Origin of the sequence: Nonlabens sp. SCSIO 43208 (genome assembly GCF_050703575.1) — a bacterium.
Taxonomy (GTDB): domain Bacteria; phylum Bacteroidota; class Bacteroidia; order Flavobacteriales; family Flavobacteriaceae; genus Nonlabens; species Nonlabens tegetincola.
The window spans coordinates 1,546,776-1,563,600 of the sequence record NZ_CP065365.1 but is presented as its reverse complement, the minus strand read 5'-3'; the positions used below and the strand labels follow the sequence as shown (position 1 = coordinate 1,563,600).

Below are 16,825 nucleotides of genomic sequence, written 5' to 3'. Positions count from 1 at the left end.
TTCTCATATTAAAACCGAACTAGTTCAACTAGTTCGGTTTTTTTATATACCAACTTTGCATTTAAACTTTAAGTTTTTATAAAGTACCCTAAGCAATATTTGTTTTACTTTTGATTACAATAGTTAAACAAATGAAACACATTTCATCGGAAGATATAGCTGAAATGGATCGGTTTTATCGAGGAAACTTGATAACAGGTCTTACCGGATTCAAGCCTGCTCATTTGATTGGCACTCGATCAAAAGAAGGAATTGACAACCTAGCAATATTTAGCAACGTAACCCATTTAGGAAGCAATCCTGCTCTCTTTTGCTTCATACTTAGACCGTTGGGATATGGTGCTGGTCACACTTATGAAAACTTAAAAGCAACGGGTTACTTAACATTAAATCACGTTAATTCATCACTTATAAAGAAAGCTCATAGCACAAGCGCTAAATTCCCTGTTGACATTTCAGAGTTTAAAGAATTAGACATAGAAAAAATAGAACGAACTGGTTTTAAGGCTCCTTTCGTTGCAAATTCAAACATACAAGTTGCTGCTAGTTATGTGAATGATATTCTTATTGATGAAAATCAATGTCGACTAGTTATATGTAAAATCACTGACGTTTTTCTGAAGGAAGATTACATCCTTGAAGATGGGTTTTTGAATCTTGAAGAAGCAGAAAGTACTATAATTAATGGTCTTGACGCCTATGGCAAAGCTTCTCTCACTAATCGGTATTCTTACGCTCAAATTGAAACTGATGTAAAACCAATCACCTATAATAAAAATGAAACAAAAAGCTCGTAATCCACATGGTTTGCCTACTAAAGTTTGTCCTTCTTGTGAACGAGAATTTACATGGCGTAAGAAGTGGGAGAAGAACTGGGACAACGTAGTGTATTGTAGTAAGAAATGTAGAAAGTAGAAATAAGTAAAACAAAACAAGAATGAATTTAATCTGGTATAGAAACGATTTACGTATTCAGGATAATGTAAGTCTGAAAGCAGCTTGTGATAATAAAGGTGATGTAATAGCTGTATACTTTTTTGATCCACGGTATTATCAAGAAAGTGATTTTGGAATGAACTTACCCTTTAAAGTACCTTTCGGAAAAACAGGAAAATACAGAGCACAATTTATTCGTGAAGCGTTAAACGACCTGCGTAAAGGATTAGAAGAGCATGGAATTCCCTTATTACTATTTCACGACAAACCAGAAAATATCATTCCGCAATTAGTAGAAGAGTATGAAATAACTGACATCTATCTGCAAAAAGAATGGACGCGTGACGAAGTAGAGCAAGAAGAAGCTCTAGGTAAAGCACTTTCGACCTTGGACCGTAAACCAAAAGGTCATCGCGTTTATGATCAATTTTTATTTCACCCAGAAGACGTTCCTTTTGACAACTGGCAACAAATTCCCAAGGTATTTACCGAATTCCGTAAGAAGTGTGAGAAACAAAGTGAAGTGCGTAATACAGTAGATATTGAAGGTTACAAACAAGAAATGCCCAAAGTAACCTTCACTCCTATTCCGTCCCTTGCTGATTTGGGACTTGAGGAGTTTAAAAAACACCCTAACAGTGCTTTTCCTTTTGAAGGTGGTGAGATTGCAGCATGGGATCGTTTAGACCACTATTTCTGGGATACTGAAAAATTGAAATACTATAAGAAAACAAGAAACGGATTATTAGGAACTGATTATAGTAGTAAATTCAGTCCATGGCTAGCCTTAGGATGCATAAGTGCCAGACAGATATATTGGGAAGTAAAACGGTTTGAAAAAGAAGTAAAGAAAAACCAAGATACTTACTGGTTAGTTTTTGAATTGATTTGGCGTGATTTCTTTAAGTATGTTTCATTAAAACATGAACATAATATTTTCAATCTAGGTGGAATATTACACAGAGATTATGAATGGAAAGCTAGCGAGCGAGAATTAGAAAAATGGATCAATGGTGAAACGCATGAAGACTTCGTAAACGCAAACATGAAAGAACTAGCAGCGACAGGTTTTATGAGCAATCGTGGTAGACAAAATGTAGCCAGTTACTGGAGCATGCATCGTGAACAGGATTGGCGACTAGGTGCTGCTTACTTTGAGCACATTTTAATAGACTATGACGTGCATTCAAATTATGGAAACTGGATGTATAATAGTGGTGTAGGTAATGATCCTAGAAATAGAACTTTTAATATTAAGCTACAAGCCGATCGTTATGACAATGAACATAAGTATCGCAAAAAATGGTTGCAGGAAAAGTTATTTTAATTGGAAATGTTGAATTCATTAACAACAACACTTCTTCTTAGCATATTTTGGAAGAAACCACGCAGTTAAAAATCCTTGACCTATGGTATAAACAATCAACAAGGTTGTTAAACCGACTTTAGTAAAAAAGCTGAGATAAGCCAGTAATAATAACCAAATAGCCGTTACAAACAAAACAAAATAGTTAGACCTTTTCATACTTAAATCTTTGCTAAATAGGTGTTCAAATCTTTAAAAACGTTACATCATGCCCAAAAAAACATTACGTCTTATTCTAGGAGATCAACTTAACTACAAGCATTCATGGTATAACGGCGATCAAGATCACATTATCTATCATATGGCAGAAATGCGCCAAGAAACAGATTATGTAAAGCATCACATTCAAAAAGTTGTAGGATTTTTTCAGGCGATGCGCGAGTTTTCATCGTGGTTAGAGGATCGTGGAATGCAGGTAGAATATTTCCGCTTTCGCGAAAGCGAGAACAAGCACAACCTTGTAGACAACCTCAACCATATTATTGATAAACACGGCATTGAAAAATTTGAGTACCTAGCTCCTGACGAATACCGATTGGACCAACAATTGCGAGACTTTTGCAAGTCCTTAGATATAGAATGGGAAGGATATGATACTGAGCATTTTTTTACCAAAAGAAAGGATGTAGAAAAGTTTTTTGAAGGAAAAAAACGCATGACTATGGAATATTTCTATCGTGACATGCGCAAGAAACACGATATCATGATTGTAGGTGACAAGGAACCAGAAGGCGGAAAATGGAACTACGATAAAAGCAATCGAAACAAATGGGATGGCGATACTGAAATCCCGAAGGAAAAAGGATTTCGTAAGGATGTAAGTGATATTGTAGAAATGCTAAAAGAGGAAGATGTTTCGACTTTTGGACGTATTGATAGTAGTAATTTTAACTGGCCTACTTCACGAGCTGATGCACTTAAAGTACTCAATTATTTTTGTGATGAGTTACTCGTTCATTTTGGCGATTATCAGGATGCCATGCATACCAATCAGGAGTATTTATACCACAGTAGATTAAGCTTTGCCCTGAATTCTAAGATGCTTCATCCTAAAGAGGTTATAGAAAAAGTAGTTGATAAATGGAGAGAAGACAAACGCAAGATTGACATCTCACAAGTTGAAGGATTTGTAAGACAAATTTTGGGCTGGCGTGAGTTCATGCGTGGAATATATTGGAAAGAAATGCCAAGTTACGCTAGATCAAACAAACTTGACAACCAGAACGATCTACCAGACTTTTACTGGACTGGTGAAACTGATATGAATTGTCTTAAACACAGCATTAATAACTCACTAGACAATGCCTATGCTCATCACATACAGCGATTGATGATAACTGGTAATTTTGCACTGCTTACACAAACTCATCCCAACCAAGTTTGCGATTGGTATTTAGGAGTTTACATTGATGCAATTGAATGGGTTGAAATAACTAATACTAGAGGAATGTCTCAATGGGCTGATGGTGGGATTGTAGCGACTAAACCTTATGTTTCTAGCGGTAGTTATATCAATAAAATGAGTAACTATTGTAAAGGCTGTAAATACAAAGTAAGTAAGAAAAATGCTGAAGAGGATGCTTGCCCCTTTAATTCGCTATACTGGAATTTTCTAGATGATAAACAAGAGTTTTTCAAAAACAACCAGCGCATGAACATGATGCTGGGAACTCTAAATAAAATGGATAAAGAAAAATTAGAACGACATAAACAACGAGCTCAGGATGTGATGAAAAATCCATCTCAATATTAAATTTGACTTTCTATTGATTTAACATAAATTAATCGTAATTATTAATTTATTTAGAAATCAACATCAAAATCATAAGTACTTTTAGATTAATCAAAAACAAAAACTATATATTATGAGAAGTATTTTATGGTTAGTAGCCGTCATTTGTGTTATCGTTTGGGCATTGGGTATGTTTGGAATTGTACCGGGCATGTCAACTGGCGGATTACTACACGTTCTATTAGTAATTGCAGTAATTGTAATTTTAATTAATATTATAAGCGGTAGAAAACCTTTATAATAGAATAATCAACACTAACTTTTAAAATCATTATTATGTTAAAAAAAATTTTAATTCTAATAGCTGTTGCAACTTTTACGTTAAGTATTTCAAGTTGTAGAGAAAAATCAACAGGAGAAAAAGTAGAAGATGCAGTAGAAGATGTTGCAGACGATATTGAAGATACTGTAGATTAATTAAATATCACATATTAAAAAAACCCTTGCTAAAACAGCAAGGGTTTTTTCATTCAATAAATCTAATAAACTACTGTACTGTAAGTGGGAATGTTACTTCAATATCACTTTCACCACCAGCTCCAGTTAGAGTACCGTCATTAGGCTTAGTAGGTTCGTGACGTAATACGATAGTAAAGTTACCTGAACCAGCAGCTCCAGTAGTAACTGTAGTATCCAATCCTAATGGATTACCACCACCATCTACATCATTTTTAGCAATCGCTACACCAGCAACATCAGTCACGTAGAATACTTCATGCTCATCTGCTTCGTCTCTTACTTCAATAGTAATATCCTCAACATCTGCCGGATCACTGGCATCTAAAAATCTTACCATACCTGAGTAGGTTGCATTTGCCGTAAGGGCACCATTTTGACGAACTACTGGAGCGATAGGACCTTCTTCCCCATCCTCATCAAATGCTTCAAGCACAACAATATCTGTCGCATCATTGTCATTTGTTAGAGTTAATTCAACCGTAGTTATTAATTCCTCTGGATTGATGATATCTGGGTTATCATCGTCATTGTCACAACTTACAAATAGTACAGCTGTCATCATTAAAGCGGTTGTAGTTCTAAGAACTTTTTTCATAATTAAAAATTTAAAAATTATACAAAATTTGTGCGATGAAATTCCTACCTATTTCATCTGCGTAAAAACGTTGTCGATTGAGATAATCTCTGTACTTGGTAGAAAGTACATTGTTCACTTGAAGTCTAAAACTCAAGTTAGGTTTATTATTTTGTGACTTAATGGAGTAAGCTAGACCTAGGTTCCATAAGTTGTAAGCATCTGGAGATTCTGATATTTCTACAGTTTCAGTAACTGCGTTCCCATTATCTGCGGCATAAGTGATTTCATAATCGTTGTCAGGAAATCTGTTTTGTTTCCATACTTGCTGATTTGCAATTTCTACCTGCAAGCCTTCCGTAAAAACATTCTCAATTTCGATTTTAGTTAATAACTGAGCTGGTGGAATATCGATTAAGGGTTTATCGTTTTTCACATCCTCTCCATACACGTAAGAGAACTGTGCACCTAACGATATCCAGTTCTTAGTAACGTTGATTGTTCTATTATATGGAGATCGTTTTATCGTTTCTTTCCTTTTTATATGGTAACTAGCACTTATATCAACACCAGCAAGAACAGCATCTAATTGTTCATATTCATAGACTGCAAACGCACCTCGATTAGTAAGCTGTACTCCATTAGGAACTAATTGTATAAAGTCATTAATACGATTGTAATAAGGTGCAAGTTCTACATCCCAGTTATTATAGTTAGCATGAAAACTAGCACTGATCTTATTTGACACTTCTTTATTTAATTCTAAACGACCTATTTCGATAGTTGCTAGAGCGTGATGCAATCCTTCACTAAAAAGCTCTCCTGGGTTTGGAGCGCGCTGTGAGTGAGACACATTAAAGGTTATATCAAAGTGATCTTTAAATGAGTATTGAACACCACTTGAAAATGCGAATAAATCAAAATCCAATTCTGGTTCAGTATAAACCTGTATAGATTCTCTAAATCGTTCAAACTGTGCAAATCGCACATCATATCCCAAAGATTCCCAACGAGAGGTGATATAAAACTTTTTAGCGTCTATTGAATAATGATCGTATCTAGCACCAGCCTCAATCATTAGTCTATCTGTAAATTGATATTGAGTTCCTACAAAACCACCTACCTTAATGGAATTATAATCGGGAATAAGACGACGCACACCAGTTGTTGCATCTGGTGAATTGGTTTGTAAAACGGCATCCAATCCTAGTTCATGATTCCATTTATCGCTAGCGTCAATATTTAGATATCCTTGAAAATTGTGTGTTTTTAAATCAATATCTAGTGCAGCACGTTCAGAAAGCGCACCTCTACGTACATCAAATTCTTTTCTGTTATTAAGTTGATACTGGTAGTTGAATTCAAACTTTCCTAGATTTCTAAAGCGTTTAAAAGCGTTAAGAGCAACTTGGTGATGTATGACCTCTTGTTTTGGCTCATCAATATCATAAGTAAACTCATTAATGATAGCAGGTTCACCAGAATTTATACTACGCACTAAGTCGGCGGTATTACCAATGTGAGATGCTCTTAAAATACCTAATTCAGTATCGTAAAAATTATATTCAGCACTTAAACCGTATTCAAATTGCTTATACCCAACTGCAAGTCTAGTAGCAGCTGTTTGAGAACCCGTATTAGAAAGAATATAATCTGGGGCTTCAAAATCTCCCAGTCGCTTGAAAGTAATATTTGCCTGTTGATACCAGCCTGACTTTTTATATCGCTGTATACCAGCAGTTATAGCTCCGCCACGACCATTCGATTGACCGGTTAAGATTGCGTTACCCATAAGAGTATCCTTACTTATTACACGAGCTGGGTCTATTATTATAGTTCCTCCTACCGCGTCGCCACCATAACGTAAGGCACTACTACCTTTAATAACTCTTATAGAAGATGCTGTGTTGGGATCAATATTTGGAGCATGTTCTGTTCCCCATTCTTGATCTTGTAACCTCACACCATTATTTACAATGGTAATTCTACTACCATACAATCCGTGCACGATAGGCTTTACGACACCTTGACCTGTTTTCAGTGATGACACTCCAGGCACAGTTTCTAGCGCATCTCCTAGGGTTGCACCGCTATACTTTTGAATTAATTCCTTATCAATACGAGTTGCATTTTGAGTAGTTGCATGATCATCATGAACATCGGCAACAACCTGTACCTCATCAAGTTCATTGATATGATGTTCGAGAGTAATATTTAAGATTTTATCTTGATTTACAACGACCTCAATTGATTTTTTATCACAATCAATATGAGTAATAATAAGATGGTAAACTCCTGTACACAAGTCATTTACTTGATACTCACCAGCTAAGTTTGACGTATAAGTACGCTCTTGCTCCTCTACATATACTTGGGCTAGTTCTAGTGGTTTATTATTATGAAAATCGGTAATCTTACCTTTAAGGGTGTTCTTGCAATCTTGTGCTGTACACATTGCAACAGTAGCCATAAATATGACTACTAATAAATATTTAAACATAGTAAGGGATTGTAATAACTAATTCAAAAAACGGAATTAGGCTAGTACTGGCGGCGGTCTTGTAAAGAGAATGTTTGATGTTGAGTTCGCTTTCGCGGAAGCGTAATAAACAACAACACCATCAACAGGGATGTGATTTTGAATAGATGGAGTCCATGTCCCTAATTGTGGGAAATCATATTGAAGTTCCTGAAACTCGTGAGATATAACACATACCTCGCAATCTGTTTCATGATCATCATCATGTGACCAGCTATGCAAGTTCATCAATTGCATGCTAGTAAACAGGGCGATTAGTAATATGGATATGTATTGGTTATATCTCATGATCGCCAAATATAGAGCAAAAAAAAATTGTTGCGCTCGAACAAGCGCAACAATTAATATTTCTTTATAGAATTTGAGAATTAGTCGTTCCCGTAGAAATCTAATGAGCTACAACCAGCAAGCATGTTGTTAATAGCTGGATTAGCATTTCCAGATTGTGCTACGTCAAATGCAAGTACTCGTCCACCACCATTAGCAATCTCTGCAATAAAAATGGTATTTGATTCGGTATCGTAATCAACATCAATTGGATTACCTAAAAACGTATTTGAACCTGCAACTCTTGTTTGAGATGATAGTGCCAAAGTCCCACCATTTGCAACTCCTGCTATTTGAGAAAGCGCATTATCAATTACATGATAAGCACCATCTGTATCACTAGAAGCCAGACCAACATCTGTCATGATTAATAAGTCATCTTGTGCATCATAGGCAATACCGTGTGTTCTTACGATTCCTTCAATTGTAATTTGTTTGGTTGCAGCTAGTGAACCATCAGTTGTATTTGATAGGAAATTGGTAAAAATTGCTAGATCTGAGGTGTTATCAACTACCGCATATAAATCTGATCCTACAAACTCAACGCCCCATAAATCAAAAGCTATATCAAACGTATTACGCAATTGCAAACCGCTTGATGTTCTAGTATAAACGAATAGTTGATTAGTACCATTATCTGCTACTACTACATTGTCACCATTTATAGCTAGTGCTCTAGGACTGTTAAATGCGGCCGTGGCGGTAATACCTGTTGCTGCTGCAACAGCTCCTGATTCAATAGTAGCCTCTACATCTGTAAAAACACTTAAGTTAAGAGCACTACGTGATGCAACAAATAACTCGTCTGTATCACCATCGTACTCAATACCTTCGTTAGAGGTACTTAATGTCGTAAGAGTTGTAGTTTCAACCTGATCATCATCAGAAAAGTCATAGACTGTGATGTCACCACTTGCTGTACTGGTTACATAGAGTTCTGCTCGGTCAAAACGTCCTTCTACAACATCATCATCGTCAGAACAGTTAAATAAGGTTAGTGTACTTAACAGCAAACCGCTGTATAAAAAATACTTTTTCATTGTAATTGTTTTTGAATTCATACATATTTACGAAGAATCTTACACCTCGGTTTTAATGAATTCATAAGAGAGTTTGTAAATGTTAAAGAAAAACAGCTGATTTTACTCAAAATCAACCACTTGAAACATAATTATTTAACGTTTTTAATACAATTTTATAAAAAGAAATTCCACACTATACCGAATCTAAAAGTGAAATCACGATAAGGATGTAATGGAGCACTGAAGTAATCCTGCTTACCAAAGAGTGCATTGATATGTTCTGCCTTAAAGAATATTCTTGTTTGTCTAATCTTACCATTTAAGAAAACATCAATCATAGGAAAATCACCAAACTCTTGATTGTTTTGCGTATAGAATTCCCCTAATACAGGATCGTATCCATCCATATTGTAGGAAGTAAAATATTTTAATGTAAAACCGGTTTGCAGTTGTAAAGCTCTTTTAAAAAACCTATTCTCATAGTAAAAGGTATTTCGAGTAACTACTTCTGGTAAGTTTAATACTTCTTGATTTTGGTCAACAGACTGAAGCATGACGGTATGATCCATACCAAAATGGGTCAAGAACTTAAATCCTTTGTACAACTTCAATTTTAAATACGTAATTTCAGAATCAAATTGTTGAGGAGCTGCATTATAACCTACTGTATTCAAATCAGAGTCCAATAACTGATTTTCGGTGAAGTAAACATAATCCTGAATTCTAGTAATGCTTAACTGTGCATCTAGAAGTTTATCTGATTTTAAATCAATAGAAAATTGTTGCTTCTCGATATTGTCAAAAGCATTTTGCCAATTATAATTTTCATAATCACTTTGGAATAAAAGCGCATTAAAATTAGGAGATTGCGAGCTCAAATCTAAAGAAGCACTAAGTTTAAACAACTTAAAATCATAACTAGCCGATGCATTTAAAAATTGACCTGTCAAATCACCAAATAGTATTACACCACCATCACCTTGAATATCAAATCCTTTATAATTCTTACTAAACGTTCCTGATAATTGGTACGTTTCACCCTTGAGTCTATTGGTAATTGAAGAAGTCCCAAAATCAAGAACACGATTATAACCATAATTATATGCCTGCCTGGTGAATCCTGCTTTAAAATGACCTAACAAATGATGATCATAGAGTAAACCTACTTCTATATCTCCTTGTTCAAAATCTGTTTTATCATTAATTGCATTCCCAAAGGCATTTCCTAGAAATTCTTCATCTGGTGAAGACTGCTCAAACCTGTACAATTTATCTTCATAAAACATTTCATTGTACAATCTTGCGCTGTAGAAACTGGTTGAATCCTTTTTACCTAGAAACTCATATTCATGATTGATATAAAATCGACGACCGTTCAATGTACCTTCCGCATTTTCTAGATTAGGGTCTAATCGTCCTCTATCATCAAAATCCTCATCGTTATCAACAAATCCTTGAACGGCACTAGCCACAATACCACCATTCTCTTGATTAGATAAATCTTGAAAGGTTGTATGTGCTATAGCTTTATACTTCTTATTTTTTGAAACATAATTTGCCGTGAATTTAAATATCCCTGTGCTAGTAAGTGTGCGAGCATAGTCTCCTGCGCTGCGCACTCCTTTATAACCGATAGAGAAATTAAATTGAGGAGAAATATTACTTGTAAAGGTAGCGTCTAACTGCTGTCCTTGATTTACTGCTGTTTTAAAATATAAATCGGTTAAAGGAGTAGGCACTCTATAATACTGCATATCCTGTACTTCTAAATATCCTGTATGCCTAGCTCGCGCACCCATTGATGGAGTGAGTGTATTTAATGAATAGGACTTTCCTAATTCATTATAAGGTTGACCTACATTGTGAAAGGGTTGTAATTCAAAATTATCCTTGCGCAAATAATTGAATTTATAATCTTTGTAAATGTGTAAAGTGGTATCTACGTGAGTCGTATCACGTTGTGCAGATATGATTAGGTAATCTGTAATCGGTGGCTTATCTCCCTTAACTTGAACGCCAGGTTGATCTGTATTTTGATCTCCGTTCAAAGATGTAAATCTATCAGAAGTTCGAACTTCTCCAGCTGATATCAACTCCTTTTCTTGTGCTATAGAAAGTACAGGAAAAGCCAACAATAGAAATAAAAGAAATCTCATTTTTTTAATCACGGCTCAAAAGTAAGATAACGATAGCAATTAGAAGTTATTGAGTTCCTATTAATCTATAGGTATAGATTAATTAAAAATACCAACAGCAAGCTCTATCCAAAGTAAGAAAAAAGCAATGAGAGCTAGTACAATTAGGCCGTACCTCCATTTTGAAGAAGTGTGAGAAAACCAAATATAATGCAACAGAACGCTTGTTGTAAACAGCATCACACCCATAACTAAGAAATCCAGCAAACCCCAATTCACCTCTTTACTAAACACCATACCGATAATTGGTAGGGTAAGAACTAATCCTGTTATAGATAAACTACGTTTTAAAATTCGAATAGTTTTCATGTATTCCTTCTTTGCACATTCAAATTAAGTAATGCGTTTTTATAAAGGTAATTGATATTAATTACATTCGCAGTATGCTTTTATTACAAGTAAAACCCAATCTTATTGAGGCAGGAACTGATGAAGCTGGACGTGGCTGTCTTGCCGGACCCGTCACTGCTGCTGCTGTTATTTTACCACCAGACTTTAAATGTCCTGAATTGAATGATAGTAAAAAGCTTTCGCGAAAGCGTAGGTATGAACTTAGACCTATTATAGAAAAAGAAGCAATATCATTTCATGTATCGCATGTAATGATGGAGAAAATCGATGAGATTAATATATTGAATGCAAGTATTCTGGCAATGCATCAATCAATAAAGGGTCTTGAAAGTAAACCTGATCATATAGCCGTTGATGGCAATCGTTTTAAGCCATGCAACGAAATACCTTACACAACAGTGATTAAAGGTGATGGAAAATACCTCAACATCGCAGCTGCTTCCATACTCGCCAAAACATATAGAGATGATTTTATGGAAAAAATATCTAGGGAATTCCCTAATTATGATTGGCATAAAAATCAAGGTTATCCCACAGTTGCACATCGCCACGCTATTAAACAATATGGTAGTACAAAATACCATAGAAAAAGCTTTAAACTTTTACCAGATCAATTAAGTCTGGATTTATAATAGTTTTGTTTGAACTGTGTGTTATTTCATATAACTTTTACCTTTGTATAAAACTAGGTCTATGAAAAACTTTTTGAGAATCTTTGTTTTGGTTCTGCTTATTACTAGCTGTGAAAAAGACTCCCAAATAGATTTAAATCTCCTCCATCGTATACCACATGATTCTAAGATCATAATTGACGCAAATAACATGGAGGATGTATTTAGTTTTATAGAAAATAACGCTCTATATAACCAAATAAAAAATCTAGATAGACTACAAGAAATTAAAAATGCAGGTAGCTTTTTAGAATTATATAAAGAAAGTGATAACAATCTAATCACAGTAAGCATTGAAGGTAAAAATGAAGTGGTTATTTCTTTAATTTCTTCGGACCTACCAAAGTATAGAGATACTACATCAACCTTTAATTACAATGAAACAAAATACTATAAATCAAAAACAGATAGTATTGATTTTTATTTTCTTAATCATAAAGGATTGCATCTCGCTAGTAGTTCAAAACTTATAATTGAAAGTCAAATAAGACGAGAACTTGATGATTATGTGTTTAATGACGAGTTCAAATCTTTATATGAAAAAACTAGTGGTAATTCGGTATCCTTATATGTTAAAGCCAGTGATAGAAATTGGCTTAAAGAATTTATCTATGGTCGCAATATAAATGATAAGGGAAACTATGCTCATTGGTATCAAGTAGAACCAGAAAACAACGATCTTGCGATACAATTCTCTGGTATTCTCACGTATTCAGACAGTACATCAATGCGCCATGCACTTTATGATGGCCTGACTGCTAGAACTAACCACATATCTGAAATATTACCTCTTAATTTCACCAATGTAGAAACTACTACTTATAAGAATCATCAAGAAATCATATCCAATTTGTCCAGGCAAAAATCAATTAATCACGAGGTTACTGCTACTGTAAAAAATATTTTAGACAACTGTTATGAGTTAAGTAAAATAAGCTGGGATAAGGAGCACGTTGTAGCTTTTGGACTAGAACCTTACGAAACTTTCTTTCTCAACCTGGATAGTTTATCCACAGCCAAGTTTGAGTATCGTAACACAACCATTTATGAATTAAGAGAACCTATCAATACTAGTAGCTTATCTCCTATTTTACCTCAAAAAAACTATTCATATATTACTGTTTTAGGATCTCACTTTATATTGTCTGAAAAAGCAACTACACCCGAGCAAATCATTGCTGCAATTACCAACAAAAGCACTTTGGCCGATCAAATTTGGTGGCAAGACCTAAACAGTTCGATAAATAGCTCAAGTAGCTACACTTCAATTAGTAGTATAGAATTTTATAAGCAAAACTCTACGCTAAGTAAAAACGACAGCAAGATTTTAAAGCAAATTTCAAGTAAAACTTATCCATTTATTATATCTCAATACGTACATGAAAACGAATACGCTCATTATAATTTCCATATACCAGTTGTAAACGATGAGTTAAACAGTGGTAGCGTTCAACAGAGTTTGACTTATAAATCAGGCTCGAGTATTATTGCAGGACCATTCCTATTCCCCAATCATTTAACTAAAGGATATGATGTTGCCTTTCAAGACGCCGAATTAAAACTTCACTTAGTATCAGACAAGGGTAAACGACACTGGTCTAAACAGTTGAAAGGGAAAATATTAGGCGAGATACAAGTTGTTGACGGCTATAAAAATGGTCGCAAACAGTTAGTTTTCACCACTGAAAAAGCAATTTACTATCTAGATCGCAATGGCAAGGACGTAAATAAATATCCATTAGAATTTAAAAACGGTATAGATCAACCGGTAAGTGTTTTTGATTATGACAACAGCCGTAATTACCGATTTGTTGTAACTCAGGGTTCAAGATTATTCATGTATGATATAAATGGTAATGCTGTTAAAGGCTTTAATTATCAACCTGATGGAGAAATTCTAACATCACCACAACATATTAGGGTAAACAACAAAGATTTTATCGCGTTTGCTAAAGCAGAAAATAAAATAGCCCTTATCAGTCGTACTGGAAAAACCAGAACTAAGGTTACAGTTCCTATTGCGTTGAAAGGTAAACTCAAACAGTTTAAAAATAAATTGGTTGGACTAGATCAAGACGGTAAATTCTTCTCAATTAATCCTCTTAATGGAGAAGTAGCATTTGAAAATTTCAATAAGTATGGTAACTCTTTTGATAGCTCAAAGTCCCAAAGAGTGAGTTACAACGATAATAATCTGTTTATCAATAAGAATAAAGTTGAAATACCTTATGGTAGCTATGAGTACATTTCGGTTTATGAGAACAAGAACAAAAGCTTCATATCACTAGTTGATAACGCAGAAAATAAGGTTTACATATTCTCCCAAAAAGGTGATTTACTTAATGGATTTCCTGTTTACGGTAATACTACGGCGTCTGTAAAAACTGCTGGTAAATGGCATTACCTAGTCACTTTAGATGGTGATGATGTCCTACTATATAAGTGGTAACGCTCTTAAATTGATGGCTTAAATTCAATTTCAAAATCATCTATAAGCTGTTGAATTCTAGTTTCAATAGCCGTAAAATAGGTACGATCTTTTAATTCTTTAATTTCTTTCCTCTCATCTACAAAACCAGATTGTTTATAAACATCAGCGATATGAGGATGAACATAATATTCTCTACATACACTACGCGTGTTACCTAAAGCTTCGGCAGCAGCATCATAGGCTTGCAGTAGATTAGCTTCTCTATCTTTTTCAGTATTCAAATCAGGTGATTGTAGTAAGAAAGTATAGAATTCTCTTGTCGCGCCCCATGTTCTAAAATCCTTTGCCGAGAAAATATCTCCTGCGATGGTATGCAGATAATCGTTGACGTCATGACTTTCAATAGATTGATGGTTCCCGTAATCATCGTAATACTGAAAAAGTTCCCAACCAGGAATTTCCTCACATTGCTGTATCGCTTTTACCAGCTGTGCGTCATCAATTTCAACATGTTGATCAATTTGATGTTTTCCTTTAAAGTCAAAGATAATTTTTGATCCTGTATCAGTTAAGTGACGCATGCGCATTGTAGACAATCCATATGTCCCATTGCGCTTAGCATATCCTGAACTGCCTATGCGCACATAAGTTTCATCCATTATTTTTATAACCAGCGCAAGACATTTTTCTCTTGTCATTCCTACCACTTGAAGACTGTTTACTAGTTGCTTTCTAATTTTTGGTAACGCTTTCGCGAAAGCGGACATTTTAAAAAACTTAGTTTGATTACGAACTAAATTCCAGAGGTCATGATAGAGATATACTTTACGGTTTTTTGCATCGCGTCCAACTACTTGCAAGTGCCCATTATCGATAGCACTTATTCGCACTTGTTGCCAAGCTGGCGGTATCACTAACGATTTAATCCTTTTAAGTTGAGCCTTATCGGTTAATCTAGATTCATTATCAATTAGGTAGGTATATCCACGACCGTATTTTTTCCTATGAATATTTAAATGTTGGTCTGTTACATAAACCAAATCTGCCAGCTGTGCAGCATATTCAGGCTCTTCAATACAAGCACGTATATCTTCAATTGATAAGGTCATACCTATAAAAGTAGTCTAGTACATCATTGAGACTACTTAAGGATATTGTAATTCATGTGTAAAGAATGTTAATTCAATTTACATGATCGGCAAGAAGACGAGAATTACTTTTCTACAAGATCTGCTTCAAAAAGCTCAACAAAATAGGTTTTAATTTTTTGCTTGATCTCCTCTTGATCTACAGGTCTTTTTAGCTCTGCTGCTAGAGATGTTACTGCTTTATCTTCTATTCCACAAGGAATAATATGGTCAAAATAACCTAGATCTGTATTTACATTAAAAGCAAAACCATGCATGGTAACCCAACGACTAGCACGTACTCCTAGAGCACAAATTTTACGTGCAAATGGTGTTCCTACATCCAGCCATACCCCAGTTTCACCATCACTACGTTCACCTTTAAGACCGTAATCGGCCAAAATTTTAATGAAGATTTCTTCTAGTAAACGTAAATATTCATGAATGTCAGTAAAGAAATTTTCTAGGTCAAGAATTGGGTAACCTGTAATCTGTCCAGGACCGTGATAAGTGATGTCTCCGCCACGATTAATTTTATAAAAATCGGCATTGATTTGTTTAAGAACGGCTTCATTGGCAAGAAGGTTATCCAGATCACCACTTTTACCCAGCGTGTAAACGTGATTATGTTCTACAAATAATAGGTGATTAGGTGTAGGATTCTTGGAATCTTCTTTCCTATTTTCAATTTTAATATCAAGAATTTCTTTAAAGAGTTGTTCTTGATAAACCCAGGTCTGTTTATAGTCACCGACCCCTAAATCCTGAAAGAAGACCTTTTTATTCATTTTGCAAAGGTAATATTAACTTTGGTTAAACTTATACTAAATCGCTAAATATTTATATTATCTGTCAGGATTATTTAGTATGATCAATGCAGCAATAACACCAGGAACCCATCCTAACAAGGTTAATATCAATACAATCAAAATAGAACCACAGCCTTTACCAATTACTGCAAGTGGAGGAAAAATAATGGCCAAAATTACTCGCCAAACGCTCATATATTATAATTTAAAGGTGATGTGATTGCAG

The 16,825-nt window shown here is 34.8% G+C and carries 17 protein-coding genes; 8 read left to right on the top strand and 9 right to left on the bottom strand.

What is annotated here, in order from left to right; translation table 11 throughout:
- Positions 1-131 precede the first annotated feature (131 nt).
- The 6 genes from I5168_RS07105 to I5168_RS07080 all read left to right on the top strand — a co-directional run bounded on the left by I5168_RS07105 (position 132) and on the right by I5168_RS07080 (position 4,511).
- Positions 132-797 carry a flavin reductase family protein gene (locus tag I5168_RS07105; RefSeq protein WP_431471330.1) on the top strand — a complete coding sequence of 222 codons (666 nt, stop codon included), beginning with the start codon at positions 132-134 and terminating at the stop codon, positions 795-797.
- The gene (locus I5168_RS07100) at positions 778-915 is read left to right on the top strand and encodes a DUF2256 domain-containing protein (protein ID WP_082586950.1); all 138 of its coding nucleotides are present in this window, start codon (positions 778-780) and stop codon (positions 913-915) included. The genes I5168_RS07105 and I5168_RS07100 overlap by 20 nt, the downstream gene beginning before the upstream one ends.
- A 22-nt stretch (positions 916-937) precedes the next feature.
- Positions 938-2,263, top strand: a complete 1,326-nt coding sequence (locus I5168_RS07095; protein ID WP_431471329.1) for a DASH family cryptochrome — start codon at positions 938-940, stop codon at positions 2,261-2,263.
- A 247-nt stretch (positions 2,264-2,510) separates the two neighbouring features.
- Positions 2,511-4,055, top strand: a complete 1,545-nt coding sequence (locus I5168_RS07090; protein WP_431471328.1) for a cryptochrome/photolyase family protein — start codon at positions 2,511-2,513, stop codon at positions 4,053-4,055.
- Between the two features lie 112 nt (positions 4,056-4,167).
- A complete protein-coding gene (locus I5168_RS07085) occupies positions 4,168-4,335 on the top strand; it encodes a lmo0937 family membrane protein (protein WP_105019456.1) in 168 nt (55 codons plus the stop codon).
- A 35-nt stretch (positions 4,336-4,370) separates the two neighbouring features.
- Complete coding sequence (locus I5168_RS07080; RefSeq protein ID WP_431471327.1) at positions 4,371-4,511, top strand: hypothetical protein; 141 nt, start codon at positions 4,371-4,373, stop codon at positions 4,509-4,511.
- A gap of 70 nt (positions 4,512-4,581) precedes the next feature.
- Here I5168_RS07080 and I5168_RS07075 read toward each other — a convergent pair whose 3' ends face one another.
- The 6 genes from I5168_RS07075 to I5168_RS07050 form a co-directional block, all read right to left on the bottom strand.
- Positions 4,582-5,148 (bottom strand): type 1 periplasmic binding fold superfamily protein, encoded by a 567-nt coding sequence (locus I5168_RS07075; RefSeq protein ID WP_244895593.1) that lies wholly within the window; start codon positions 5,146-5,148, stop codon positions 4,582-4,584.
- A 10-nt stretch (positions 5,149-5,158) separates the two neighbouring features.
- Positions 5,159-7,627, bottom strand: coding sequence for a TonB-dependent receptor (locus I5168_RS07070; protein ID WP_431471326.1), 2,469 nt, complete (start codon positions 7,625-7,627; stop codon positions 5,159-5,161).
- A gap of 36 nt (positions 7,628-7,663) precedes the next feature.
- The gene (locus I5168_RS07065; protein ID WP_105019457.1) at positions 7,664-7,954 is read right to left on the bottom strand and encodes a hypothetical protein; all 291 of its coding nucleotides are present in this window, start codon (positions 7,952-7,954) and stop codon (positions 7,664-7,666) included.
- 80 nt (positions 7,955-8,034) lie between these two features.
- Complete coding sequence (locus tag I5168_RS07060; RefSeq protein WP_060524232.1) at positions 8,035-9,033, bottom strand: hypothetical protein; 999 nt, start codon at positions 9,031-9,033, stop codon at positions 8,035-8,037.
- A gap of 155 nt (positions 9,034-9,188) precedes the next feature.
- Positions 9,189-11,171 carry a putative porin gene (locus I5168_RS07055; protein ID WP_431471325.1) on the bottom strand — a complete coding sequence of 661 codons (1,983 nt, stop codon included), beginning with the start codon at positions 11,169-11,171 and terminating at the stop codon, positions 9,189-9,191.
- A 78-nt stretch (positions 11,172-11,249) separates the two neighbouring features.
- A complete protein-coding gene (locus I5168_RS07050) occupies positions 11,250-11,519 on the bottom strand; it encodes a hypothetical protein (RefSeq protein WP_167342369.1) in 270 nt (89 codons plus the stop codon).
- Between the two features lie 74 nt (positions 11,520-11,593).
- Here I5168_RS07050 and I5168_RS07045 point away from each other — a divergent pair, with 74 nt between their 5' ends.
- Entirely contained in the window at positions 11,594-12,193 is a 600-nt protein-coding gene (locus I5168_RS07045; protein WP_105019460.1) for a ribonuclease HII, read from the top strand.
- Positions 12,194-12,254: 61 nt separating this feature from the next.
- The gene (locus I5168_RS07040; protein WP_431471324.1) at positions 12,255-14,681 is read left to right on the top strand and encodes a hypothetical protein; all 2,427 of its coding nucleotides are present in this window, start codon (positions 12,255-12,257) and stop codon (positions 14,679-14,681) included.
- Between the two features lie 5 nt (positions 14,682-14,686).
- Here the strand turns inward: I5168_RS07040 and I5168_RS07035 are convergent, their stop codons facing one another.
- The 3 genes from I5168_RS07035 to I5168_RS07025 form a co-directional block, all read right to left on the bottom strand.
- Positions 14,687-15,772 (bottom strand): DNA topoisomerase IB, encoded by a 1,086-nt coding sequence (locus tag I5168_RS07035; RefSeq protein ID WP_431471323.1) that lies wholly within the window; start codon positions 15,770-15,772, stop codon positions 14,687-14,689.
- Positions 15,773-15,876: 104 nt separating this feature from the next.
- On the bottom strand, positions 15,877-16,578 hold the full coding sequence (lipB, locus tag I5168_RS07030; protein WP_431471322.1) for a lipoyl(octanoyl) transferase LipB: 702 nt from the start codon (positions 16,576-16,578) through the stop codon (positions 15,877-15,879).
- Positions 16,579-16,635: 57 nt separating this feature from the next.
- A complete protein-coding gene (locus I5168_RS07025; protein ID WP_082586949.1) occupies positions 16,636-16,794 on the bottom strand; it encodes a YqaE/Pmp3 family membrane protein in 159 nt (52 codons plus the stop codon).
- Between the last annotated feature and the right edge of the window lie 31 nt (positions 16,795-16,825).

What these genes read in the sequence shown, in the direction of transcription:
- I5168_RS07095 (WP_431471329.1), top strand. Translation starts at nt 938, where the DNA reads ATGAATTTAATCTGGTATAGAAACGATTTACGTATTCAGGATAATGTA.
- I5168_RS07105 (WP_431471330.1), top strand. Translation starts at nt 132, where the DNA reads ATGAAACACATTTCATCGGAAGATATAGCTGAAATGGATCGGTTTTAT.
- I5168_RS07025 (WP_082586949.1), bottom strand. Translation starts at nt 16,794, where the DNA reads ATGAGCGTTTGGCGAGTAATTTTGGCCATTATTTTTCCTCCACTTGCA.
- I5168_RS07055 (WP_431471325.1), bottom strand. Translation starts at nt 11,171, where the DNA reads ATGAGATTTCTTTTATTTCTATTGTTGGCTTTTCCTGTACTTTCTATA.
- I5168_RS07090 (WP_431471328.1), top strand. Translation starts at nt 2,511, where the DNA reads ATGCCCAAAAAAACATTACGTCTTATTCTAGGAGATCAACTTAACTAC.
- I5168_RS07035 (WP_431471323.1), bottom strand. Translation starts at nt 15,772, where the DNA reads ATGACCTTATCAATTGAAGATATACGTGCTTGTATTGAAGAGCCTGAA.
- I5168_RS07065 (WP_105019457.1), bottom strand. Translation starts at nt 7,954, where the DNA reads ATGAGATATAACCAATACATATCCATATTACTAATCGCCCTGTTTACT.
- lipB (WP_431471322.1), bottom strand. Translation starts at nt 16,578, where the DNA reads ATGAATAAAAAGGTCTTCTTTCAGGATTTAGGGGTCGGTGACTATAAA.
- I5168_RS07100 (WP_082586950.1), top strand. Translation starts at nt 778, where the DNA reads ATGAAACAAAAAGCTCGTAATCCACATGGTTTGCCTACTAAAGTTTGT.
- I5168_RS07080 (WP_431471327.1), top strand. Translation starts at nt 4,371, where the DNA reads ATGTTAAAAAAAATTTTAATTCTAATAGCTGTTGCAACTTTTACGTTA.
- I5168_RS07050 (WP_167342369.1), bottom strand. Translation starts at nt 11,519, where the DNA reads ATGAAAACTATTCGAATTTTAAAACGTAGTTTATCTATAACAGGATTA.
- I5168_RS07085 (WP_105019456.1), top strand. Translation starts at nt 4,168, where the DNA reads ATGAGAAGTATTTTATGGTTAGTAGCCGTCATTTGTGTTATCGTTTGG.
- I5168_RS07070 (WP_431471326.1), bottom strand. Translation starts at nt 7,627, where the DNA reads ATGTTTAAATATTTATTAGTAGTCATATTTATGGCTACTGTTGCAATG.
- I5168_RS07045 (WP_105019460.1), top strand. Translation starts at nt 11,594, where the DNA reads ATGCTTTTATTACAAGTAAAACCCAATCTTATTGAGGCAGGAACTGAT.
- I5168_RS07060 (WP_060524232.1), bottom strand. Translation starts at nt 9,033, where the DNA reads ATGAAAAAGTATTTTTTATACAGCGGTTTGCTGTTAAGTACACTAACC.
- I5168_RS07040 (WP_431471324.1), top strand. Translation starts at nt 12,255, where the DNA reads ATGAAAAACTTTTTGAGAATCTTTGTTTTGGTTCTGCTTATTACTAGC.
- I5168_RS07075 (WP_244895593.1), bottom strand. Translation starts at nt 5,148, where the DNA reads ATGAAAAAAGTTCTTAGAACTACAACCGCTTTAATGATGACAGCTGTA.